Origin of the sequence: Pantoea sp. DY-17, from assembly GCF_019795975.1 — a bacterium.
Classification (GTDB): Bacteria; Pseudomonadota; Gammaproteobacteria; order Enterobacterales; family Enterobacteriaceae; genus Pantoea; species Pantoea leporis.
The window spans coordinates 589,927-612,290 of the sequence record NZ_JAIMIG010000003.1 but is presented as its reverse complement, the minus strand read 5'-3'; the positions used below and the strand labels follow the sequence as shown (position 1 = coordinate 612,290).

General features: G+C 55.8%; 15 protein-coding genes, 2 rRNA genes and 1 riboswitch. Of the genes, 10 read left to right on the top strand and 7 right to left on the bottom strand.

Annotated elements, in window-relative coordinates; translation table 11 throughout:
• The 6 genes from K5Y33_RS16940 to aceK form a co-directional block, all read left to right on the top strand.
• A 23S ribosomal RNA gene (locus K5Y33_RS16940) occupies nucleotides 1-320 on the top strand; the annotation flags it as partial.
• Nucleotides 321-420: 100 nt separating this feature from the next.
• A 5S ribosomal RNA gene (gene rrf, locus K5Y33_RS16935) occupies nucleotides 421-536 on the top strand.
• Between the two features lie 266 nt (nucleotides 537-802).
• Nucleotides 803-1,732 carry a homoserine O-succinyltransferase gene (metA, locus tag K5Y33_RS16930; protein ID WP_222234611.1) on the top strand — a complete coding sequence of 310 codons (930 nt, stop codon included), beginning with the start codon at nucleotides 803-805 and terminating at the stop codon, nucleotides 1,730-1,732.
• Nucleotides 1,733-1,997: 265 nt separating this feature from the next.
• On the top strand, nucleotides 1,998-3,596 hold the full coding sequence (gene aceB / locus K5Y33_RS16925) for a malate synthase A (protein WP_222234609.1): 1,599 nt from the start codon (nucleotides 1,998-2,000) through the stop codon (nucleotides 3,594-3,596).
• A 16-nt stretch (nucleotides 3,597-3,612) separates the two neighbouring features.
• The gene (gene aceA / locus K5Y33_RS16920; protein WP_222234608.1) at nucleotides 3,613-4,914 is read left to right on the top strand and encodes an isocitrate lyase; all 1,302 of its coding nucleotides are present in this window, start codon (nucleotides 3,613-3,615) and stop codon (nucleotides 4,912-4,914) included.
• A 57-nt stretch (nucleotides 4,915-4,971) separates the two neighbouring features.
• Nucleotides 4,972-6,705, top strand: a complete 1,734-nt coding sequence (gene aceK / locus K5Y33_RS16915) for a bifunctional isocitrate dehydrogenase kinase/phosphatase (RefSeq protein ID WP_222234606.1) — start codon at nucleotides 4,972-4,974, stop codon at nucleotides 6,703-6,705.
• Here aceK and iclR read toward each other — a convergent pair.
• Nucleotides 6,702-7,535, bottom strand: a complete 834-nt coding sequence (gene iclR, locus K5Y33_RS16910; protein WP_101763122.1) for a glyoxylate bypass operon transcriptional repressor IclR — start codon at nucleotides 7,533-7,535, stop codon at nucleotides 6,702-6,704. The genes aceK and iclR overlap by 4 nt on opposite strands.
• A 197-nt stretch (nucleotides 7,536-7,732) precedes the next feature.
• Here iclR and metH point away from each other — a divergent pair, with 197 nt between their 5' ends.
• Nucleotides 7,733-11,416: a methionine synthase gene (gene metH, locus K5Y33_RS16905; RefSeq protein WP_222234604.1), complete on the top strand. Its 3,684-nt coding sequence runs from the start codon at nucleotides 7,733-7,735 to the stop codon at nucleotides 11,414-11,416.
• Between the two features lie 97 nt (nucleotides 11,417-11,513).
• Here metH and K5Y33_RS16900 read toward each other — a convergent pair whose 3' ends face one another.
• The 5 genes from K5Y33_RS16900 to pgi all read right to left on the bottom strand — a co-directional run bounded on the left by K5Y33_RS16900 (nucleotide 11,514) and on the right by pgi (nucleotide 17,477).
• The gene (locus tag K5Y33_RS16900) at nucleotides 11,514-13,604 is read right to left on the bottom strand and encodes a YjbH domain-containing protein (protein WP_222234603.1); all 2,091 of its coding nucleotides are present in this window, start codon (nucleotides 13,602-13,604) and stop codon (nucleotides 11,514-11,516) included.
• Entirely contained in the window at nucleotides 13,604-14,341 is a 738-nt protein-coding gene (locus K5Y33_RS16895; RefSeq protein WP_137384939.1) for a capsule biosynthesis GfcC family protein, read from the bottom strand. Before K5Y33_RS16895 ends, K5Y33_RS16900 begins: the two co-directional genes overlap by 1 nt.
• A complete protein-coding gene (locus K5Y33_RS16890; protein WP_222234602.1) occupies nucleotides 14,338-14,985 on the bottom strand; it encodes a YjbF family lipoprotein in 648 nt (215 codons plus the stop codon). The genes K5Y33_RS16895 and K5Y33_RS16890 overlap by 4 nt, the downstream gene beginning before the upstream one ends.
• Nucleotides 14,986-15,058: 73 nt before the next feature.
• Nucleotides 15,059-15,307, bottom strand: coding sequence for an exopolysaccharide production protein YjbE (gene yjbE, locus K5Y33_RS16885; RefSeq protein WP_101763117.1), 249 nt, complete (start codon nucleotides 15,305-15,307; stop codon nucleotides 15,059-15,061).
• 523 nt (nucleotides 15,308-15,830) lie between these two features.
• Complete coding sequence (gene pgi / locus K5Y33_RS16880) at nucleotides 15,831-17,477, bottom strand: glucose-6-phosphate isomerase (RefSeq protein ID WP_008109851.1); 1,647 nt, start codon at nucleotides 17,475-17,477, stop codon at nucleotides 15,831-15,833.
• Between the two features lie 373 nt (nucleotides 17,478-17,850).
• Nucleotides 17,851-18,045, top strand: a riboswitch (Lysine riboswitch).
• A 112-nt stretch (nucleotides 18,046-18,157) separates the two neighbouring features.
• Here pgi and lysC point away from each other — a divergent pair.
• The 3 genes from lysC (at nucleotide 18,158) to panS (ending at nucleotide 21,568) form a co-directional block, all read left to right on the top strand.
• A complete protein-coding gene (lysC, locus tag K5Y33_RS16875; protein ID WP_110868121.1) occupies nucleotides 18,158-19,513 on the top strand; it encodes a lysine-sensitive aspartokinase 3 in 1,356 nt (451 codons plus the stop codon).
• Between the two features lie 264 nt (nucleotides 19,514-19,777).
• On the top strand, nucleotides 19,778-20,470 hold the full coding sequence (gene aqpZ / locus K5Y33_RS16870) for an aquaporin Z (RefSeq protein ID WP_222234601.1): 693 nt from the start codon (nucleotides 19,778-19,780) through the stop codon (nucleotides 20,468-20,470).
• Between the two features lie 174 nt (nucleotides 20,471-20,644).
• Nucleotides 20,645-21,568, top strand: coding sequence for a ketopantoate/pantoate/pantothenate transporter PanS (gene panS, locus K5Y33_RS16865; RefSeq protein WP_101763113.1), 924 nt, complete (start codon nucleotides 20,645-20,647; stop codon nucleotides 21,566-21,568).
• Nucleotides 21,569-21,655: 87 nt separating this feature from the next.
• On the opposite strand, the gene K5Y33_RS16860 is transcribed toward panS, so the two are convergent.
• Nucleotides 21,656-22,249, bottom strand: a complete 594-nt coding sequence (locus tag K5Y33_RS16860) for a YhgN family NAAT transporter (RefSeq protein WP_110868123.1) — start codon at nucleotides 22,247-22,249, stop codon at nucleotides 21,656-21,658.
• Nucleotides 22,250-22,364 lie beyond the last annotated feature (115 nt).

The following is a 22,364-nucleotide window of genomic DNA, read 5'->3' as shown; positions in this document are numbered from 1 at the left end:
TTAGAACGTCGTGAGACAGTTCGGTCCCTATCTGCCGTGGGCGCTGGAGAATTGAGGGGGGTTGCTCCTAGTACGAGAGGACCGGAGTGAACGCACCACTGGTGTTCGGGTTGTCATGCCAATGGCATTGCCCGGTAGCTAAGTGCGGAAAAGATAAGTGCTGAAAGCATCTAAGCACGAAACTTGCCCCGAGATGAGTTCTCCCTGACTCCTTGAGAGTCCTGAAGGGACGTTGAAGACTACGACGTTGATAGGCCGGATGTGTAAGCGCAGCGATGCGTTGAGCTAACCGGTACTAATGACCCGTGAGGCTTAACCTTACAACGCCAGAGGCGTTTTGGTCTGAGAGACCGGATTTTCAGCTTGTTTACGGACTGGTCTGCGGCGCCTGAGAGGGGGCAGCGGACGAAACAGAATTTGCCTGGCGGCTTTAGCGCGGTGGTCCCACCTGACCCCATGCCGAACTCAGAAGTGAAACGCCGTAGCGCCGATGGTAGTGTGGGGCCTCCCCATGCGAGAGTAGGGAACTGCCAGGCATCAATCAGTGAAGAAGCCCCGAACGAAAGTTCGGGGCTTTTTTACGTCTGAAATTTAGAAAATCCCTCAAGATTTAGTGCCATCCTGAAGCTAAAATCCGCTACATGCCATATTAATCCGCCTAACGACTTATCCCAAATCCCACCTAAAGCTGAAACATTTTCATAAACCGCATGAAGACTCGACATTCCCGACATAACACGTTAATGTCGGGCATCTGGATGTCTAAACGTTTATACGGTTATCAGTAAGAGGTGAGTAGGTTATGCCAATCAGGATTCCCGACGAATTACCGGCAGTGAATTTTTTGCGTGATGAAAACGTCTTTGTCATGACGTCGTCGCGCGCCAGTGTTCAGGAGATCCGTCCGCTAAAAGTGCTGATTCTTAACCTGATGCCAAAGAAGATTGAGACGGAAAATCAGTTCCTGCGTCTGCTCTCTAACTCACCGTTGCAGATTGATGTGCAGCTGCTGCGCATTGATAGCCGCGAGTCGCGCAACACGCCGACAGAGCATCTGAACAACTTCTACTGCAACTTCGAAGACGTCCAAAACGATAACTTCGATGGACTGATTGTGACCGGCGCGCCGCTGGGATTGGTCGATTTCAATGATGTCGCTTACTGGCCGCAGATTCAGCGCGTGCTGCATTGGGCGAATGAACACGTCACCTCCACGCTCTTTGTCTGTTGGGCGGTTCAGGCGGCACTCAACATTCTGTATGGCATTCCTAAGCAGACGCGGCAGAACAAATTGTCCGGTGTTTATGAGCACCAAATCCTCCATCCCCACGCCTTACTAACGCGCGGTTTTGACGACAATTTCCTGGCCCCGCATTCACGCTATGCTGATTTTCCGAGCCAGCTGATCCGCGATTACACCGATCTCGAGCTATTTGCCGAATCGGAATCCACCGGCGCATATCTGATGGCGAGCAAAGACAAGCGCCTGGCGTTTGTTACCGGCCATCCGGAGTACGATGCCCTGACGCTCTCGGGTGAATATCATCGCGATTACGATGCTGGCCTGCAGCCGGACGTGCCGTTCAACTACTTCCCGCACGACAACCCAGAGCTGCCACCGCGCGCCACCTGGCGCAGCCACGGCAACCTGCTGTTCTCCAACTGGCTGAACTACTACGTTTATCAGATCACGCCGTTCGATCTGCGCCGGATGAATCCAACACTCGAATAGATCAAACACCTCGTTTGATCCTGCCGCGCTAGCCGAAAGCTATCGCGGCTTTTTTTTGCCTTCAATTCACCAGTGGAAGTTATTGCCTTTAATTCGAGAGATTAAATTACATAAATATCAATCTGATAAATCAGCATAAACATTAAAATGGAAATAGTTTTTGAAATTAAAATAAAAATCATTATGCTCTGATCTTGCAGGTTATAAAACACCCTACATCCGGATCCGATCGTTAAACGATGGATCAACTCAGGAGGCAGCCCGCATGACAGACTCGGTTATCAGCAATACGCTAACCTTCAGCCAGCCCTTTACCCACGCGGAAAAGCAGCTGATTACCCCAGAAGCGATCGACTTTATACACGCATTAGTGGTGCGCTTTGCACCAGAGCGCGAACGCCTGCTGAAAGCACGCCAGCAACGACAGAAGCGTTACGATCAAGGTGAGTTACCCGGCTTTGATTCGGAAACCGCTTCCATTCGTGAAAATGCGTGGCAAGTTCGTCCTATTCCGCAGCTGCTTCAGGATCGTCGCATAGAGATCACCGGGCCGCCGGATCGCAAAATGGTGATCAACGCGCTCAACGCAAACGTCAACGTCTTCATGGCCGATTTTGAAGATTCACTGGCGCCAACCTGGCAGAAGCTGATCGACGGACAATTAACACTGCGCGATGCCATCAATGGCACGCTGAGCTTTACCAGTGAAACCGGCAAGATCTACCAGCTGCGCGCCAATCCGGCGCTGCTGATGTGTCGGGTGCGCGGTCTGCATCTGAATGAAAAGCATGTGGAGTGGCGCGATCGGGCCATTCCCGGCGGATTGTTCGACTTTGCGCTCTACTTTTTCCACAACGTTGAAGCGCTGCTGGAGAAGGGCCACGCGCCATGGTTCTATCTGCCGAAAACCGAGCATGCCGCTGAAGTGGCGTGGTGGCGTGAGATCTTCCGCTTCAGTGAAGATCGCTTCGATCTGCCGCGCGGCACCATCAAAGCCACGGTATTGATCGAAACGCTGCCGGCGGTATTCCAGATGGATGAGATCCTGTGGGAACTGCGTGATCACGTCGTTGGCCTGAACTGTGGCCGTTGGGATTACATCTTCAGCTACATCAAAACGCTGGGCCAGCATCCCGATCGTATCCTGCCGGATCGCCAGCAAATCAGCATGGATCAGCCATTCCTCGATGCCTATTCACGCCTGCTGATTCGAACCTGTCATCGTCGTGGTGCGCTGGCGATGGGCGGTATGTCGGCGCTGATTCCGAGCAAAGACGCGGAGCGCAATGTATGGGTGACGCAAAAGGTGCAAGAAGATAAAGCGCGAGAAGCGGGCAACGGTCACGACGGAACCTGGGTGGCGCATCCCGGCCTGGCTGATATCGCGATGGAGGAGTTTGACCGTCGGCTGGGCGATCAGCCCAATCAACTGCACATCACGCGTGAGCAGGATGCGCCAATCACCGCCGAACGTCTGCTGGCGCCCTGTCGCGGCAAGCGTACTGAAGCCGGCATGCGCGCCAATATCCGCGTGGCGCTGCAATATCTGGAAGCCTGGATCAGCGGCAACGGCTGCGTTCCGATTGATGGGTTGATGGAAGATGCCGCCACCGCTGAAATCGCCCGCACCTCCATCTGGCAATGGATTCATCACAAACAAATTCTCAGCGATGGCCAGCCGGTCACGGTGGCGCTGTTTGAACGGCTGCTGGAGGAAGAGCTGGCCACCTTGCAGCAAACCGTTGGCGCAGAACGTTTTCAAAATGGACGCTTCGACGATGCCGCCGCGCTGATGGAGCAAATTACCACCGATGACGAACTGGTTTCCTTCCTCACTCTGCCGGGCTACCGCCTGCTGCCTTGAACCTGGAGATATGACGATGAATCGTACGCAACAGATCAAACAACTGGAATCGAGCTGGAATGATGCGCGCTGGCAGGGAATTACTCGTCCGTACAGTGCGGAGGATGTGGTCAATCTGCGCGGTTCGGTCAATCCCGCCTGCACGCTGGCGGAGCGCGGTGCCACCAAACTCTGGTCGCTGCTGAATGGTGAATCGAGCAAAGGCTACATCAACAGCCTTGGCGCGTTGACCGGCGGACAAGCGGTGCAGCAGGCGAAAGCCGGCATAGAGGCGATTTACCTCTCCGGCTGGCAGGTGGCGGCAGATGCTAACCTGGCCGGGCAGATGTATCCCGACCAATCGCTGTATCCGGTGAATTCGGTGCCAAATGTGGTGGAGCGGATTAATCAGAGCTTCCAGCGAGCCGATCAGATTCAGTGGGCCAGCGGTGTATCGCCAGAAGATAATGATTTTATTGATTACTTCCTGCCGATTGTCGCCGATGCGGAAGCGGGCTTTGGCGGCGTGCTCAATGCGTTCGAGCTGATGAAATCGATGATTCAGGCCGGTGCCGGCGCGGTGCATTTTGAAGACCAACTGGCGGCGGTGAAGAAGTGCGGCCACATGGGTGGCAAGGTATTAGTCCCAACGCAGGAAGCGATTCAGAAACTGGTGGCGGCGCGTCTGGCCGCAGACGTCATGAACGTGCCGACGGTGTTGCTGGCGCGCACCGATGCGGATGCCGCCGATCTGATCACCTCAGATTGCGACCCGCGTGATGCGGCGTTTATCACCGGCGAGCGCACCTCGGAAGGCTTCTTCCGCACGCGTGCCGGGATTGAACAGGCGATCAGCCGCGGGCTAGCGTATGCGCCTTATGCCGATGTGCTGTGGTGCGAAACCTCAACGCCAGATCTGGAGATGGCGCAGCGCTTTGCCGACGCGATTCACGCGCAGTATCCCGGCAAGCTGCTGGCTTACAACTGCTCGCCTTCGTTTAACTGGAAGAAGAACCTCGACGATCGCACTATCGCCCGTTTCCAGCAGGCGCTGAGCGAAATGGGCTATCGCTTCCAGTTCATTACGCTCGCCGGGATTCACAGCATGTGGTTCAACATGTTTGACCTGGCGCACGCCTATGCACAGGGCGAAGGCATGCGCCATTACGTGGAGAAAGTGCAGCAGCCGGAGTTTGCGGCGCGCGATAAGGGTTACACCTTCTCATCGCATCAGCAGGAAGTGGGCACCGGCTATTTCGATCGCGTCACCAACGTCATTCAGGGCGGACAATCCTCTGTGACCGCGTTGACCGGCTCCACCGAAGCCGCACAATTCTGAAGCCGTTGTAAGGTCGCCATTCAATGGCGACCACTTACCGCTAAAGGAGCGTTGCCGATGACGCCGAGAGAATCGCTGATCGCCCACACCATTCTGCAAGGTTTTGACGCGCAGTATGGCCGCTTTCTGGATATCACCGCCGGTGCGCAACAGCGCTTCGAGCAGGCCGACTGGCACGCGGTGCAGCAGGCAATGAAAGCGCGTATCCATCTTTACGATCACCATGTTGGCCTGGTCACCAACCAGCTGCGCATTCTCAATGACACTTCGGACTGGGATGACGCGTTCTGGCTACGGGTGAAAAGCCATTACGAAACCTTGCTGCCCGGCTATCCGCGCCATGAAATCGCCGAAAGCTTCTTCAATTCGGTCTATTGTCGCCTGCAGGGCCACAGCCATTTGTCGCCCGAGCGTCTGTTTATCTTGCCGTCGCAGCCCTATGCGCCTGCACCGGTTGCGCCGCGCCCGCTGTCGCGCCTCTATCGTCCGCAGCAGAATTGGCAGGAAACACTGCGTCAGGTGCTGAATGACATTCCGCTGCGTCTAACGTGGCAGGATCAAACGCGCGATATCGGCTGGATTGTGCGCCATCTGCACGAGCAGTTTGGTGCCACACAGCTGGCGACGGCGACGCTGGATGTCGCCAGCGAACTGTTTTACCGCAACAAAACCGCGTGGATTGTGGCGCGCCTGCAGCTGAGTGATGGCATGGTGCCCTGTTTGCTGCCGATTCAGCGCGATGATGCTGGCCGTTTATGGATCGATACCTGTCTCACCGACAGCGATGATGCCAGCATCGTGTTTGGTTTTGCCCGCGCCTATTTCATGGTGTACGCGCCGGTGCCTGCCGCGCTGGTGGCGTGGCTGCAACCGATTCTGCCGGGAAAAACCGTGGCAGAGCGCTACATGGCGATTGGCTGTCAGAAGCACGGTAAAACCGAATGCTACCGTGAATACCTGCACTATCTGGCGAACAGTCAGGAAGATTTCACCGTCGCACCCGGCATTCGCGGCATGGTAATGATGGTGTTCACGCTGCCGGGTTTTGATCGCGTATTTAAGGTGATCAAAGACCGCTTCGCACCGCAAAAAGAGGTCACCGATGCGCAGGTGCGCGACTGCTATCGCATGGTCAAAGAGCACGATCGCGTGGGTCGTATGGCGGATACGCAGGAGTTTGAGCACTTTGCGTTACCGCGCGCGCGTATTCCGGCCGAGCTGATGGCGGAGTTTGAGCGCGATATCCCGGAAAAGCTCGAGCTGCGCGACGATGTGGTGATCATCCGCCATTTGTGGCTGGAACGCCGCATGGAGCCGCTTAATCTGTGGCTGGCTCAGGCTTCGCCGGAACAGCGGCAGCATGCGATTGGCGAATATGGTGATGCGATTCGTCAGCTGGCGGCGGCAAATATTTTCCCCGGCGACATGCTGTACAAAAACTTTGGTATGACGCGTCATGGCCGCGTGGTGTTTTACGATTACGACGAAATCCGCCCGATGACCGAGCTGGTGTTCCGCGATGTGCCGCAGGCGCGCTATGAGGAAGATGAGCTGCAGGCCGAGCCTTGGTACAGCGTCGGGCCGGATGATGTGTTCCCGGAAACCTTCCGCTATGCGCTGTGCAGCGAACCCTCGACCGGCAAACTGCTGCAGGCGCTGCATCCGCAGCTGTTTGATCCCAACTGGTGGCGCGCGCTGCAAACGCGCATCCGCGAAGGGCATATTGAAGAGGTAATTGCGTGGCGCGCCAGCCAGCGTTTCAGCGCGCGCTATGCGTCGGTGGCCGCTTAGCGGCCAGAATAGGTTTGGGTCACCTGCTTCGCGGCGCGGATCACCAGCGCACCCAGCTCGGTGATGCGGTCGTCAGTCATGCGCGCAATCGGGCCGGAGATTGAGATGGCGGCGAAGGGTTCTCCATGTTCGTCATAAATCGGTGCCGCAACGCAGCGCAGACCCAGCGCGTGCTCTTCATCATCGTGCGAAAAGCCCATCTTACGAATCAGCGCCAGATTCTCCTTCAGGCTGTGCGGCGACATCAGCGTTTTCGGCGTGTAGTGATGCAGCCCTTTTTGATGCAGCAGCGCGGTAACTTGCTCATCGCTCAGATGCGCCAGAAACGCTTTGCCGGCGCCGGATGCATGCATCGGCAGCTTGCCGCCAATCGGCGCGGACATGCGCATCAGCTGCGTACACTGCACCTGATCGATGATCACCGCCTGATAATCGCTGAGATCCAGCACCGCCAGATTCACCGTCTCGCCGGCGTCTTCCATCAGCTTGCGCAGCAGCGGATGCACAATCGCCAGCAGATTGCGGCTCTGCAGGAAACTGCTGCCGACCACAAACGCGTGCGAACCAATGGTCCACAAACCTAAGTCGCCCACCTGATGCACAAAACCTTGCTGCTGCATGGTGGAGAGCAGGCGATGAGTGGTGGAGTTGGGTAAACCGGCCTGTTGTGCCAGTTCGGTCAGCGCCACGCTGCCGTGGGATTCGGCAATCAGCTCCAGCAGGCGCAGACCACGCGTCAAAGATTGTACTTGCCCGCCGACGGGCGCGCTGGTGGTAGCCGTTGTCGCACGCGGTTTCTTACCGCGTTTCACGGGCGCGGGGGTTGCCATAACGTCTCCAATTCGCATCAATGCTGGAAACCATTTTCGTTTTTAACCGCATTAATGCAAACGCTGACTTTCTGGTCAGACCTGTCATCGGCAATAGCTGAAAATGTCTCATCTGAGCTGACTTTTGATCACCTGCAAGTTGTGCCAGTATGACTGGCTGGCATATTAGCCAACGCAATGACGTGGACGGGGCGAGAGTGAGCAACAAAACAGAAATGCTGCAGCAGCAGCTGGCGCAACGCATTATGATTCTGGACGGTGGCATGGGCACCATGATCCAGAGTTATAAACTGAGTGAGCAGGATTTCCGTGGCAGCCGCTTTGCCGACTGGCCATCTGATTTGAAGGGCAACAACGATCTGTTGGTGCTAACCAAACCGGAGGTGATCCGCGAAATCCACGATGCCTATCTCGCTGCCGGCGCGGATATTCTCGAGACCAACACCTTCAACTCCACCACCATTGCGATGGCCGATTACGCGATGGAAGCGCTGTCGGCGGAGATCAACTTCGAAGCCGCCAAACTGGCGCGTGCCAGCGCCGACGCATGGACGGCGAAAACGCCGCATCGTCCGCGCTACGTGGCAGGCGTGTTGGGCCCGACCAACCGCACCTGTTCTATCTCGCCGGACGTCAACGATCCCGCCTATCGTAACGTCACCTTCAATCAGCTGGTGGAAGCTTACCGCGAATCGACGCATGCGCTGATCGCCGGTGGCTCCGACCTCATCATGATCGAAACGGTGTTCGATACCCTCAACGCCAAAGCGGCGATCTACGCGGTGCAGGCCGAGATGGAAGCGATGGGCGTGAAGCTGCCGCTGATGATCTCCGGCACCATCACCGATGCGTCCGGTCGTACGCTCTCCGGCCAAACCACCGAAGGTTTCTATAACTCGCTGCGCCACGCCGAACCGCTGTCGTTTGGCCTCAACTGCGCGCTGGGCCCGGACGAACTGCGCCAGTATGTAGCGGAGCTGTCGCGCATTGCCGAAAGCTATGTGACCGCGCACCCGAACGCCGGTTTGCCCAACGCCTTTGGTGAATACGATCTCGATGCGGCGATCATGGCTGAGCAAATTGGTGAGTGGGCGCGCGCCGGTTTCCTCAATATTATCGGCGGCTGCTGCGGCACCACGCCGGAACACATCGCGGCGATGGCGGCCGCAGTAGAAGGCGTTGCGCCGCGCCAGCTGCCAAAGATTCCGGTTGCCTGTCGCTTAGCCGGGCTTGAACCGCTGAACATTCAGGCCGATTCGCTGTTCGTCAACGTCGGTGAACGCACCAACGTCACCGGCTCGGCCAAATTTAAGCGTCTGATCAAAGAAGAGAAATACAACGAAGCGCTGGATGTGGCGCGCCAGCAGGTAGAGAACGGTGCGCAAATCATCGACATCAACATGGATGAAGGCATGCTGGATGCGGAAGCGGCGATGGTGCGCTTCCTCAATCTGATTGCCGGTGAGCCGGATATCGCCCGCGTGCCAATTATGATCGACTCCTCCAAATGGGAAGTGATCGAGAAAGGCCTGCAGTGCATTCAGGGCAAAGGCATTGTGAACTCTATTTCGATGAAAGAGGGCGTGGAACCGTTTATCGCGCACGCGCGCAAAGTGCGTCGCTACGGCGCAGCGATGGTGGTGATGGCGTTTGACGAAGCGGGTCAGGCGGATACGCGAGCGCGCAAAATTGAGATCTGTCGTCGCGCCTACAAGATTTTGACCGAAGAGGTCGGTTTCCCGCCAGAAGACATCATTTTCGACCCGAATATTTTTGCCGTAGCGACCGGCATTGAAGAACACAACAATTACGCGATGGACTTTATCGGTGCCTGCGAAGACATCAAGCGCGAACTGCCACACGCGATGATCTCCGGCGGCGTCTCCAACGTGTCGTTCTCGTTCCGTGGTAACGAACCGGTGCGCGAAGCGATTCACGCGGTTTTCCTCTATTACGCCATCCGCAACGGCATGGACATGGGCATCGTGAACGCCGGTCAGCTGGCGATTTACGACGATCTGCCTGCCGAACTGCGTGACGCGGTGGAAGATGTGGTGCTGAATCGTCGTGACGATGGCACCGAGCGCTTGCTGGAGCTGGCGGAGAAATATCGCGGCAGCAAAAGCGACGGCGAGCAGGAGAAACAGCAGGCCGAATGGCGCAGCTGGGACGTGGTAAAACGTCTGGAATACTCGCTGGTGAAAGGCATCACCGAGTTTATTGAGCTGGATACCGAAGAGGCGCGCCAGGCAGCAGCGCGGCCGATTGAAGTGATTGAAGGGCCGCTGATGTCCGGCATGAACGTGGTTGGCGATCTGTTCGGCGAGGGCAAGATGTTCCTGCCGCAGGTGGTAAAATCAGCGCGCGTGATGAAGCAAGCGGTGGCCTATCTCGAACCTTATATTCAGGCCAGCAAAGAGGCCGGACGCAGCAACGGCAAGATTGTGCTGGCAACGGTAAAAGGCGATGTGCATGACATCGGCAAAAATATCGTCGGCGTAGTGCTGCAATGTAACAACTACGAAATCATTGACCTCGGCGTTATGGTGCCGAGTGACAAAATCCTCAAAACCGCGATTGCCGAGAACGCCGATATCATCGGGCTTTCCGGCCTGATCACGCCGTCGCTGGATGAGATGGTCAACGTCGCCAAAGAGATGGAGCGTCAGGGATTCACCATTCCGCTGCTGATTGGCGGCGCGACTACCTCGAAAGCGCATACCGCAGTAAAAATCGAGCAGAATTACAGCGGCCCAACCGTGTACGTGCAGAACGCCTCGCGCACCGTGGGCGTGGTGTCATCGCTGCTGTCCGAGACGCTGAAAGAAGATTTCGTGGCGCGCACGCGCAAAGAGTATGACACGGTGCGTATTCAGCACGCGCGCAAAAAGCCGCGCACGCCGCCGGTGAGCCTGCAAACTGCGCGCGATAATGATTATGTCATCGATTGGGAAAGCTATACGCCGCCGGTGGCGCACCGTCTCGGTGTGAGTCCGGTCGAAGCCAGCATTGAAACGCTGCGTAATTACATCGACTGGACGCCGTTCTTTATGACCTGGTCGCTGGCCGGCAAATATCCGCGCATTTTGGAAGATGAAGTGGTGGGCGAAGAGGCCAAACGCCTGTTTGCCGATGCCAACGCCATGCTCGATATGCTGAGCAGCACCGGCACGCTCAATCCACGCGGCGTGGTGGGGATTTTCCCGGCCAACCGTGTCGGCGATGACATTGAAATCTACAGCAACGAGAACCGCAATCAGGTGCTGTGCGTCAGTCATCACTTGCGTCAGCAGACCGAGAAAACCGACTTCGCCAACTACTGTTTAGCCGACTTTGTGGCACCGAAATCCAGCGGTAAAGCCGATTATCTCGGCGCGTTTGCGGTTACCGCCGGAATTGAGGAAGATGCGCTGGCCGAGGCGTATGACAAGCAGCACGATGATTACAACAAAATCATGGTGAAAGCGGTGTCGGATCGCCTGGCAGAAGCCTTTGCTGAATATCTGCACGAGCGCGTGCGGAAGGTGATTTGGGGCTTTGCCGCCCATGAAAATCTCAGCAACGAAGAGCTGATTCGCGAGAACTATCAGGGCATTCGTCCCGCGCCAGGTTATCCGGCTTGTCCGGAACACACTGAGAAAGCACCGATCTGGCAGCTGCTGGAGGTGGAAAAACATACCGGCATGAAGCTCACCGAGTCTTTCGCCATGTGGCCAGGCGCAGCGGTTTCCGGCTGGTACTTTAGCCATCCCGACAGCAAGTACTTCGCCGTGGCGCAGATTCAGCGCGATCAGGTGGAAGATTACGCCGCGCGTAAAGGCATGAGCGTGAGCGAAGTTGAGCGCTGGCTAGCACCCAATTTGGGTTATGACGCAGATTAATAGTCGGTAACGCGCAATAAATGGCGCCGCTACGGTATGTGCACCTCTCCGTAGCGGCGCGATTTATCGCGCGGGTTTCACACCACCCGCGCTGATGTTAATTAAACCGCGCATCACGATCTGACGTCAGGTCATACAGCTGATATTTGCGACCCAGCATCTGCCCACCATCACGCGTCAACGGCACCCAGTTCACCTGCGCGCGGCCTCGCGTTGGCGTCACGGTAAACAGATCCATCGGCACCGAAATGTAGAAGCCTTTGGTGAAGTCGCCTTCGCCATAGGCTTCCGCCGACACGTTGGTTTTGGTGGCGTAGAAGCCCACCATCACGCCGCTATCAAACCGCTTCGACACATCTACGGTAACGCCTTTATCCTTCGCCAGATATTCACCGACGCTGGCTTTCACCAATACGTCCTGCATAAACCACGGACGCCAGTACGCGGTGAAATGTCCGGTTGGCGCTTTGTAATCGGTGAACTGCATCATGTTGTCCCAATCACGCTGCTTCACGTAGTTGGCATCAACCCCGAATGCCCAGTTGCTATCAATCGGACGATACAGCACTTCGCCGCCGACGCCGCCGTACATGGTTTCCAGATAACCGCCGTAAACCTGGCCGTAGAAACCGTTGCCGAGCGCCTGCATGTAGTTGGCTTGCAGATCGTTAACGTAAACGTTGTTCTCAACGTAATCACGAATATGCGTACGCACGCGCGGCAGCGTGGAATCCGTCGGTGCGCCGTTGTAGTTGAACTTATCGTAGTTATTGGCGAGGTTGCCAAACAGGCTGCCGCCGACCAACAGGTGATCGGTAAGCCAGTAATCGGCGTTGGCCATCACGCCAACCTGATACATGTAGAAGCTTTCCGGTCCGCCGACGGACTGATTCAGCACCGGCGACAGGCTGTAGTTCAGACGATCTTTGCGGATAAAGAAACCTTGCTCGGTGGTACCGTGATCGACCGGATTTTCACGCGTCTGCTGCAGCGGCTGTTCATGCCCCAGCGGATAACCCACGAGTTCGTTATGCAGGCTGGCAACGTTGGTGCGCGTGCTCACCTGCGGCATATTGAAGCGCGACTCGGTGACGTCGATGGTATCGATGCCGGCCGGCAGGTTGTTCATGATAATGCGATTGGCGCGATCGACCCCTTCGCGCGTATCGCGATATTTGGTCTGCTCGCCGGACACATACAACGTGCTGCCTTTGGTTTGAATATGCGGGCCATTCAGTCCTGCGTTGTACTTCAGATCGGTCAGCTGGTTTGCCACCACCGTTGGCTGCAACAGATCGCCCTGCGGCTGCGGGTTGTAGGCCGGCTTCTCGCTATCGATATGCGACTGATGCAGATCGTTGAAATTGGTGCGCAGGGTAAAGCCGAACATAAAGGTGTTGCCGCGCTCGTAGCTGGCGTTGATGTCCGCCCAGTCGGTGAGGCGATAAATCGCGCCGACGTTGACCTTACTGCGCTGATCCAAACGACCGGCGAAATCATCCTGATAATCGTTGCCTTCGTACTCCAGCTTGAGGCGCAGCGGCTGCCACGGTGTTTGATACTCTACGCCGCCAAACAGCGCCGCCGGACCGTGGAACATCTGCGAGCCATTAATTGAACCCGCTTCGCCACCGCCGGTGCGGCTACAGAAGCTGTCGCTATAGGAGCAGAACGGGTTCTTAATGGTGCCGCTGTTGCCGAGATAACCCCAGCCCAGACCCAAGGTGAAATCGAACGGGCCCCATGCTTTGCTCGCCACCAGATATTCGCTGTCGAACAGACCGGTACCGCCTAAATCGCGTGAGCCAACCGCCACTTCTGGCAGCCAATAGCTCTCTTGCCATAGGCGCAGCTTCACATCGAAGGCTTTATCTTTATAGCTTTGGTTGCCGCTGAAACCTTCTACTGCGCTGTAACGGCGGGTACGCACATCGGTATAGCGTACGGTGGTTTCCAGCCACGGGAACAGCTGCAGCGAGGCAGAATAGTAGCGATATTGATCGTTATCGCGGAAGTTGACGCTAAATTCGCCCTCTTTCGCCATACGCGCGGTGGGCGTCTGCATCAGGCCAACGCCACCAAAATCTGATTGAGAAGGACCGACCGGTTCAGGCCAGGTTTCCGCATGCACCTGGCAAGCGGCGGAAACAGAAGCAGCCAACAGGCTGAGAAGTAATTGTTTTTTCATCAGTCTGGTATCCGGTGAGTCAGAACGGAAAGCATGCGCTCATTCAAATCGCTTTGGCCCCATGGCAAGCTCCATGAGGTGAAACCGAGCCAGATAATGCTGCCGGGTTCCACTTCGATATGGCGATGATTCCAGTAGGCAACCGGAACTTGCTGGGTGCTGCCGGACGGCGCAATCACCGTGGCATAGCTGCGTTCCGCGCCGGACAGACGATCGTGGCCTTCGAGGTAATCACGCACTTCGCGGCCAGGCTGCCAGCGCGCTTTACCCGGATTGCTCAACGCCCCCAGCACCAGTACCTGCGTCGGCTGCGCCAGCATATAGAGGTCATAGCTGCCTTGCAGCGTGCGGTTATCCTGTGGACGCAGACGCACGTCATCGGGATCGAGCGAGGTGAACTGGCGGCCCGTTACCTGCAGCGCGCCAAGCTGGTGGATAACCGAGCCGATGGTTGCGGCCAACGACTCGCCGCTGTCTGCTTGCCATGCGCGCAGATCGGCCAGCAGCTGCTTCTGTTGCTGCTGTGCTACCGCCGTTGCGCCGCGTTCGGCAATCACCGTGCCCGGCCACCAACTGCGCAGTTCAGGATGGGTGAGCAACTGACTAAGATTCTGCGCATCGTTAATTTGCAGTGTGTTTTTTCCCGGCAGATCGTGCACGGTGACTTGCGCCGCCGCCAGTGCGTGGCCAGCCGTGAGCAGCGTCAATGCTGCCAGCATTGGAGTTATTTTTTTCATGATTTCGCCGGCTTCAGAATGGTGGTTTCAACGGGGAAGGCATCGGCGGCCAGCATCTGGTTGGCCTGCAATACCGTGCCATCGCGGTTATCGATCCAGAAGGTGTTCTGCCACTCCGCGCCTACGTTCTCGATGCGCACGGTTTCATGCCAGACGCGGCACGGTACGCGTTCACCGGCGATGTCCAGCACTGTATCGTCACCGCGCTCGAAGCGGGAAACCGCTGTGGCGGCACGCACTTTATCTTGCTCGCGCCACTGCACCACGCGCGTCCAGCTGGCACCGTTTTGCAGATGCAGCGCATCGGCGAGCGGATCCTGCGCCAGGTTACTGACGTCAGCGAGGTTGCTCGGTAACCCCAGGGTTTTGATCAGACGGCCATGCTGCATCACCAGCATCGCTTTATCCTGGGTGATCCACTTCTGTTGGCCGTTTTCGTTGTAACCGAGCACCACGAAGATGCGCGGTCCTTCATTGATGCGGGCATAGAGGCTGGCGTAGGGCAGGTTAGCAACCTGCTCGTTGGTGACCGTGACATCATCCGGGCCATTCACGGCCAGCATCACGGTTTGTTCGAGGCCTTTTTGCGTTTGTGTGCAGGCCTGCAACAACAGGCAAAGAAGTAGCAAAGAGAGTCGGCGCACGGGGTATCCCTGTCTAAATAAGCCAAGCAAAAAATAACCACACGGGTGTGTGGTTATGCTTAAAGGTGCTACATCAACGAGTGGTGCTCGTTGTGGTGGTTGTTGTTGTACCGGTATTTGCACCGTCACCGCCGCCAGAAGCAGCAATGCCGAGACCCACTAACGCACCGAGCGCGCCGATACCCACAGCGGTAGACGCGCCGGAAGAGATTGCTCCCGCCTGCGCGCCTGCTGCAGCACCAGCTTCTTCCGGCGCGGCAATCGCAGCGGAAGAAACGGCAACGTAAAGTAAGGCTGCACCGGCAACCATCAGTTTTTTCATAACAACGTTTCCTGCATTTATATGAATCAATGAATGTAGGATTTACCCAGATTTCGGGCGCGTTCAGTATAGGGCAACAAATTACCAGAGTTCAGCATGAGTAAAAGAGGGCAGGAAGTCGGGGTTTTTCTGGTGATAAATACGGCGAATTGGCGTTAGCTGCTTTTTTTTAACGCCTTTTTTCAGGCTGATAGGATAAGTGAATGGCTGCGCATTTCACGGCAGAGTTTTTCACTTTTGCACTAATTATTGGTACGGAATGGGAATAATCGGAATTTACTTATAAGGCTTAAATTAAAATCATAGATCTATCAGATGGATAAACTATTTTTAGGGTTAAATTAGGTCCATTTTTAAGCCAGGTAAGGTGCGGTAAATTGAAATGAATTACGAATTTCCTTACGCCACTTTAAGAATTTTCTAACCCTGTTTAAGGCAGTAATTAATAATATTGCGAGTGAGATGGCATGGTTGACAAAGAAAAGGCGGCAATTACGCCGCCTTATGTAAATTAGCCGGAAAATTAACGCCAGGATTTGTAGCGATTAATTAAGCCATTGGTGGAGCTATCGTGGCTGCTAATTTCAGCGTCATTTTCCAGTTCTGGCAGAATACGGTTTGCCAGCTGTTTACCCAACTCAACACCCCATTGGTCAAAGGTGAAGATGTTGAGAATCGCGCCCTGAGTGAAGATCTTGTGCTCATACAGCGCAATCAGTGAACCCAGGCTGAACGGGGTAATTTCACGCAGCAGGATGGAGTTGGTTGGGCGGTTACCTTCGAACACTTTGAACGGCACGATGTGCGCGACAGATTCGGCAGATTTACCCGCATCGGTAAACTCTTTCTCCACCACATCGCGTGACTTACCAAACGCCAGCGCTTCGGTCTGTGCGAAGAAGTTCGACAGCAGCTTTGGATGGTGATCGGTCAGCACGTTGTGGCTCAGTGCTGGTGCGATAAAGTCGCACGGAATCAGTTTGGTGCCCTGATGAATCAGCTGATAGAACGCATGCTGACCGTTGGTGCCAGGCTCGCCCCAGATGATTGGGCCGGTCTGGTAATCCACTGGATTGCCTTCACGGTCAACGTATTTACCGTTGGATTCCATGTTGCCCTGCTGGAAGTAAGCAGCAAAGCGATGCATGTACTGATCGTACGGCAGAATCGCTTCGGTTTCGGCACCAAAGAAGTTGTTGTACCAGATACCGATCAGCGCCAGCAGGACCGGCAGGTTCTGCTCGGCAGGCGTGTTGGCGAAGTGCTTATCCATGGCGTGCGCGCCGCTCAACAGCTGTTCGAAGTTCTCGAAGCCGATGGAGAGAATGATCGACAAGCCGATAGCTGACCACAATGAATAGCGGCCGCCAACCCAATCCCAGAACTCAAACATGTTGTCGGTATCAATACCGAACTCACCCACCGCTTTACCGTTGGTCGACAGCGCAGCGAAGTGCTTCGCCACGTGCTGCTGATCGCCCGCAGTTTTCAGGAACCAGTCACGCGCGCTGTGGGCGTTGGTCATGGTTTCTTGCGTGGTGAAAGTTTTAGATGCCACGAGGAACAGCGTGGTTTCCGGGCTGAGATCTTTCAGCGTTTCGGCGATATGGGTGCCATCGACGTTAGAAACAAAGTGCATGTTCAGGTGGTTTTTGTACGGACGCAGCGCTTCGGTCACCATGAACGGGCCGAGGTCTGAACCGCCAATCCCGATATTCACCACGTCGGTGATGGCTTTGCCGGTATAGCCTTTCCAGTCGCCGCTGATGATGCGCTCGGAGAAGCCTTTCATCTTCGCCAGCACCGCGTTGACTTCCGGCATCACATCTTTGCCGTCCACCACAATGGGCGTGTTGCTGCGGTTACGCAGCGCAACGTGCAGAACTGCACGCTCTTCGGTGCGGTTGATCTTCTCGCCAGAGAACATCGATTTGATGGCGCCTGCCAGATCGGTCTCTTTAGCCAGCGCCTGTAATTTTTCGAGGGTTTCCTCGGTGATGCGGTTTTTTGAGAAATCCACCAGCATCTGGTCATCGAAAGTGGCAGAGAATTTCGCAAAACGATCGGCATCTTGCGCAAACAGGTCGGCGATTTGCACCGATTTCATCTGCTCAAAATGCTGCTGCAGCGCTTTCCAGGCAGCGGTTTGGGTCGGATTGATATTTTTCATGGCAACACTCTAGTTGATATAAGAACCGTCATTCCATCCGGGGCGTCCTGCTGGCCCGGCATCCATAGCATTCTTGCACGGGGATGAGTATGACCACAGTTACTGGCTAAGGGAAAAAATTTGTGACCGTGGCCGCACTGTTTCAGGTAGATCCGGCAGCGATTGTCGGTGCTGCGCCAGCAGAATTCCCTGTGCCGCATCAGAAAAAAGCCGCTTTTGTCTGATTCGGACACTACTTTAGGCCGCTGATGGTGGGCGCGTTTGTTCAACGATGCGTTTACCGAAGTGTAAAAGTGAGAAATCCTCAAAGTGCGGGGATGGACAGGGGGGAAAATAATCAGTAATTTATGCGCGCTACTTACACCTCCGGGTGTAAGCCAGAAGAGGCGCGTCGCCCAGGCAGTGTGTTTGAGGATCCGTATCCGCAGAGAACACATCAGGGGGTGTGACGCCGAGGTGGGGCAACACGCGGGGTGTTGCACTGTCGGCTGCAGGGGCTGAATCCTCTGGGTTGTCACCAGAATCGTCCACAGTCGGACGGTTCGCAAGGTGAAGCGCTTTTGGTGACTTGTCTACTACTGATCTTGTCTGCCCAATTCTGCTCTTCTCTTGTGCCTAGGCTGCTACTATGTCTTCCGCCCCAAAACGGAAGAAAGATAACCTGACACGGGGTTCGTAATATGTCCCAAAATCTTATCGTGGCTAAATTTGGCGGCACCAGCGTTGCCGATTTTGATGCTATGAACCGCAGCGCAGATGTTGTGCTGTCGGACGCCAATACCCGCTTAGTGGTGCTCTCTGCCTCCGCTGGCGTAACCAATCTGCTGGTTGCCCTTGCTGAAGGCCAGGAACAAGCGCAGCGCGCTTACCTGCTGGATGAAATCCGCCGTATTCAATATGCCATCATCGATCGTCTGCAATCGCCGGATGTGATCCGCGATGAGATTGATCGCATGCTGGAAAACATCACCATGCTGTCTGAAGCCACCTCGCTGGCGACCTCACATGCGCTAACCGATGAGCTGGTGAGCCACGGTGAGCTGATGTCGACGCTGCTGTTCGTGGAGATTCTGCGCGAGCGTCAGGTCAACAGCGAATGGTTTGACGTGCGTAAAGTGATGCGCACCAGCGATCGTTTTGGCCGCGCAGAACCCGAAGTGGCGACGCTGAAAGAGCTGGCCGCAACGCAGCTGCAGCCGCGCATTGCGGAAGCGCTGGTGGTGACGCAGGGCTTTATCGGTAGCGAAATCAAAGGCCGCACCACCACGCTTGGTCGTGGCGGCAGCGACTATACTGCTGCGCTGCTGGGCGAAGCGCTGCAGGCCGCGCGCATTGATATCTGGACCGATGTGGCCGGTATCTACACCACCGATCCACGCGTGGTGTCCACCGCTAAACGCATCGAAGAGATTACCTTCGAAGAAGCAGCGGAGATGGCGATCTTTGGTGCCAAAGTGCTACATCCGGCCACTTTGCTGCCGGCCGTGCGTAGCGATATTCCGGTGTTTGTCGGTTCGAGCAAAGATCCCGCTGCAGGCGGTACGCGCGTGTGCAACGAAACCAAAAATCCACCGCTGTTCCGTGCGCTGGCGCTGCGTCGTAAGCAGACGCTGGTAACGCTGCACAGCCTGAACATGCTGCATGCACATGGCTTCCTCGCCGAAGTGTTTAACATTCTGGCGCGCCACAGCATCTCCGTTGATCTGGTGACCACTTCCGAAGTGAGCGTGGCGCTGACGCTGGACAGCACCGGTTCAACCACCACCGGCGACAGCTTGCTGACCCAGGCGCTGTTGACCGAACTCTCTTCACTGTGCCGTGTGGAAGTGGAAGAGAATCTGGCGCTGGTGGCGATCATTGGCAACAACCTGTCAAAAGCGTGCGGCGTCGGCAAAGAAGTGTTTGGCGCACTCGAGCCGTTCAACCTGCGCATGATTTGCTACGGTGCCAGCAGTTATAACCTTTGCTTCCTGGTTCCCACCCCAGACGCGGAAGAAGTGGTACGTGCGCTGCACAAGAATCTTTTTGGTTCTTAAGGCCAGTTTTTAGCATGCGGAATCAAGCCGGACCGGGTCCGGCTTTTTTATTGGTGAAATTTTTTAAACAATAATTCAAGCCCAGCGGCATTCACTGCTTCGCTCCAGACATTTCTGATGAACCCCATTATGGCTCGCGAGAACCGTCTCAAATACGCTGCTATCGCCTAAAAATCACCCTAATCCCTTATTCTTCGGTTGCGCTTCAATCGCCAAAAACGATAATCCCGCCGCGAAAACATTAAATTATTTGAGGGAACAGAGATGAAAAGATTAGTGGCTGAAACGCTGGGCACTTTCGTGCTGGTGTTGGGCGGTTGTGGCAGTGCGGTTTTGGCCGCGGCGTTTCCAGAATTGGGTATTGGTTTTGCCGGTGTTGCGCTGGCGTTTGGTCTGACGGTGTTGGTGATGGCATTTGCCGTCGGCCATATTTCGGGCGGCCATTTTAACCCGGCGGTGACCATCGGTCTGACGGTTGGCGGACGTTTCCCGGCGGCGCAGGTTGTGCCTTATATTATCGCGCAGCTGGTGGGTGCGGTTGCGGCGGCCGGCGTGCTGTATTTGATCGCCAGCGGTAAAGCCGGTTTCGATGCCGTGGCCAGCGGCTTCGCGTCGAACGGTTACGGTGAACATTCGCCGGGGGGCTTTAGCCTGCAGGCGGGCATGATCGCCGAACTGGTGCTGACCGCCGTATTCCTGATTGTGATCATGGGCGCGACCGATAAACGTGCTCCGGCTGGCTTCGCGCCCATTGCAATCGGCCTGGCGCTAACGCTGATTCACCTGGTGAGCATTCCCGTCACCAATACCTCAGTCAACCCGGCGCGCAGTAGCGGTGTGGCGATCTTCCAGGGCGGCTGGGCATTGGAACAGCTGTGGATGTTCTGGTTGTTACCGATTATCGGTGCCGCGATTGGTGGTGCGATCTACCGCTTTGTACTGGAAAAAGCAGAGTAACTTTGCCGTATTTCAGCGGATCGGCAGCAGCCGATCCGCATTTTGCCCCGCAAGCGACTTCCCGCCTTACGTCAAGATAATGAAATGTTATGATCCCGCGTCCGTCGCTGTGGTCGTTCCCTGCGCGACATTTCATCTGTGGCAATATAAAAAAATTCCTAAGGAAGTCTGGTTATGCTCGGCAAACTTACCCGCCTGTTCCCGCTCTGGGCCGTGCTGCTCTCGGTCGCTGCTTATTATTCTCCTGGCACCTTTCTCGGCATTGGGCCGTGGGTGACTTACCTGCTGATGCTGATTATGTTCGGCATGGGCGTGACGCTAAACATTGATGATTTCAAACGCGTGCTGGTGCGTCCGGCGCCGGTGATCGCCGGGACTTTCCTGCATTATCTGGTGATGCCGCTGGCCGCGTGGGGCCTGGCGAAGCTGTTCCAGATGCCACCGGATCTGGCGGCAGGCATGATTCTGGTCGGCAGCGTGGCCAGCGGCACCGCTTCTAACGTGATGATTTATCTGGCGAAGGGCGATGTGGCGCTGTCGGTGACCATCTCATCCGTGTCGGCGCTGGTAGGTGTATTCGCCACACCGCTGCTGACACGCTTCTACGTTGATACCCACATTCAGGTGGATGTGGTCGGCATGCTGCTCAGCATCGTGAAAATCGTGGTGATTCCGATTAGCCTGGGTCTGATTATCCATCACTCCATGAATAGCGTGGTGCGCCGCGTTGAGCCTTATCTGCCGGCGTTTTCGATGGTGTGCATTCTGCTGATCATTAGCGCGGTGGTGGCTGGCAGCCAGGGCTTTATCGGTTCTGTCGGCTTAATGGTGATTGTGGCGGTGATCCTGCACAACGCGATCGGTCTGTTGGGCGGTTATTGGGGCGGTAAGCTGTTCGGCTTCGATGAATCGACCTGCCGCACGCTGGCGCTGGAAGTGGGCATGCAGAACTCAGGTCTGGCGGCGACGCTGGGCAAACTTTACTTCTCGCCGCTAGCGGCCTTGCCGGGCGCGCTGTTTTCGGTGTGGCACAACCTGTCAGGTTCGTTGCTGGCCGGTTACTGGTCGGGTAAACCGATTGATAAGAAGCAGAAGTAATATTCAATAAAGCATCACATTCAATTCATGCACATAGCGTAGCGGCGCAATAAATTGCGCCGCTACGCTGCCTGCGCTCTGAATGTATTACAGCTTCAAATACGTACGAATCCCATCCAGGAACATTTGCGTCGCCAGCATGATCAAAATCAATCCCATCAGGCGCTCCAGCGCGTTAACGCCTTTGTCGCCCAGCAGGCGTAAAAACAGCCCCGACATCAGCAGAATCACCACCGTCAAACCCCACGCGATCAGCAGCGCGCCGACCAGATGCGTCATTTGGTTGGGATATTGATGCGACAACAGCATCAGCGTCGCCAGCAGGGACGGACCGGCCACCAGCGGAATTGCCAGCGGCACGAGGAACGGTTCTTCACCGGCCGGCAAGCCACTCGAGCTGCTCTCCTCTGACGGGAAAATCATGCGGATGGCGATCAGGAAAAGAATGATGCCGCCGGAGATCGACACGGTTTCGGTGCGCAGATTGAGAAACGCCAGGATGCGTTCACCGGCGAATAAAAATAGCAGCATCAGAATCAGCGCAATCAGCATTTCGCGCATCAGTACCACGCGGCGGCGTTTGGGTTCCAGATGCTTCAATACCGACATAAAAATCGGCAGGTTGCCCAGCGGATCCATAATCAACAACAGCAATATGGTCGCGGATATCATTTCAGTCATGTTGGTTAGCCATTATTAGTTGTACTGCTGAAAAAGTTGGCGCAATCGAATTAATTCACTTGCCAGAAGTGCTGCATTTTGTAGAGTTGACGGTCATAGGTAAACCTGATTATTA

What these genes read in the sequence shown, in the direction of transcription:
- metA (WP_222234611.1), top strand. Translation starts at nt 803, where the DNA reads ATGCCAATCAGGATTCCCGACGAATTACCGGCAGTGAATTTTTTGCGT.
- aceB (WP_222234609.1), top strand. Translation starts at nt 1,998, where the DNA reads ATGACAGACTCGGTTATCAGCAATACGCTAACCTTCAGCCAGCCCTTT.
- aceA (WP_222234608.1), top strand. Translation starts at nt 3,613, where the DNA reads ATGAATCGTACGCAACAGATCAAACAACTGGAATCGAGCTGGAATGAT.
- aceK (WP_222234606.1), top strand. Translation starts at nt 4,972, where the DNA reads ATGACGCCGAGAGAATCGCTGATCGCCCACACCATTCTGCAAGGTTTT.
- iclR (WP_101763122.1), bottom strand. Translation starts at nt 7,535, where the DNA reads ATGGCAACCCCCGCGCCCGTGAAACGCGGTAAGAAACCGCGTGCGACA.
- K5Y33_RS16900 (WP_222234603.1), bottom strand. Translation starts at nt 13,604, where the DNA reads ATGAAAAAACAATTACTTCTCAGCCTGTTGGCTGCTTCTGTTTCCGCC.
- K5Y33_RS16895 (WP_137384939.1), bottom strand. Translation starts at nt 14,341, where the DNA reads ATGAAAAAAATAACTCCAATGCTGGCAGCATTGACGCTGCTCACGGCT.
- yjbE (WP_101763117.1), bottom strand. Translation starts at nt 15,307, where the DNA reads ATGAAAAAACTGATGGTTGCCGGTGCAGCCTTACTTTACGTTGCCGTT.
- pgi (WP_008109851.1), bottom strand. Translation starts at nt 17,477, where the DNA reads ATGAAAAATATCAATCCGACCCAAACCGCTGCCTGGAAAGCGCTGCAG.
- lysC (WP_110868121.1), top strand. Translation starts at nt 18,158, where the DNA reads ATGTCCCAAAATCTTATCGTGGCTAAATTTGGCGGCACCAGCGTTGCC.
- aqpZ (WP_222234601.1), top strand. Translation starts at nt 19,778, where the DNA reads ATGAAAAGATTAGTGGCTGAAACGCTGGGCACTTTCGTGCTGGTGTTG.
- panS (WP_101763113.1), top strand. Translation starts at nt 20,645, where the DNA reads ATGCTCGGCAAACTTACCCGCCTGTTCCCGCTCTGGGCCGTGCTGCTC.
- K5Y33_RS16860 (WP_110868123.1), bottom strand. Translation starts at nt 22,249, where the DNA reads ATGACTGAAATGATATCCGCGACCATATTGCTGTTGTTGATTATGGAT.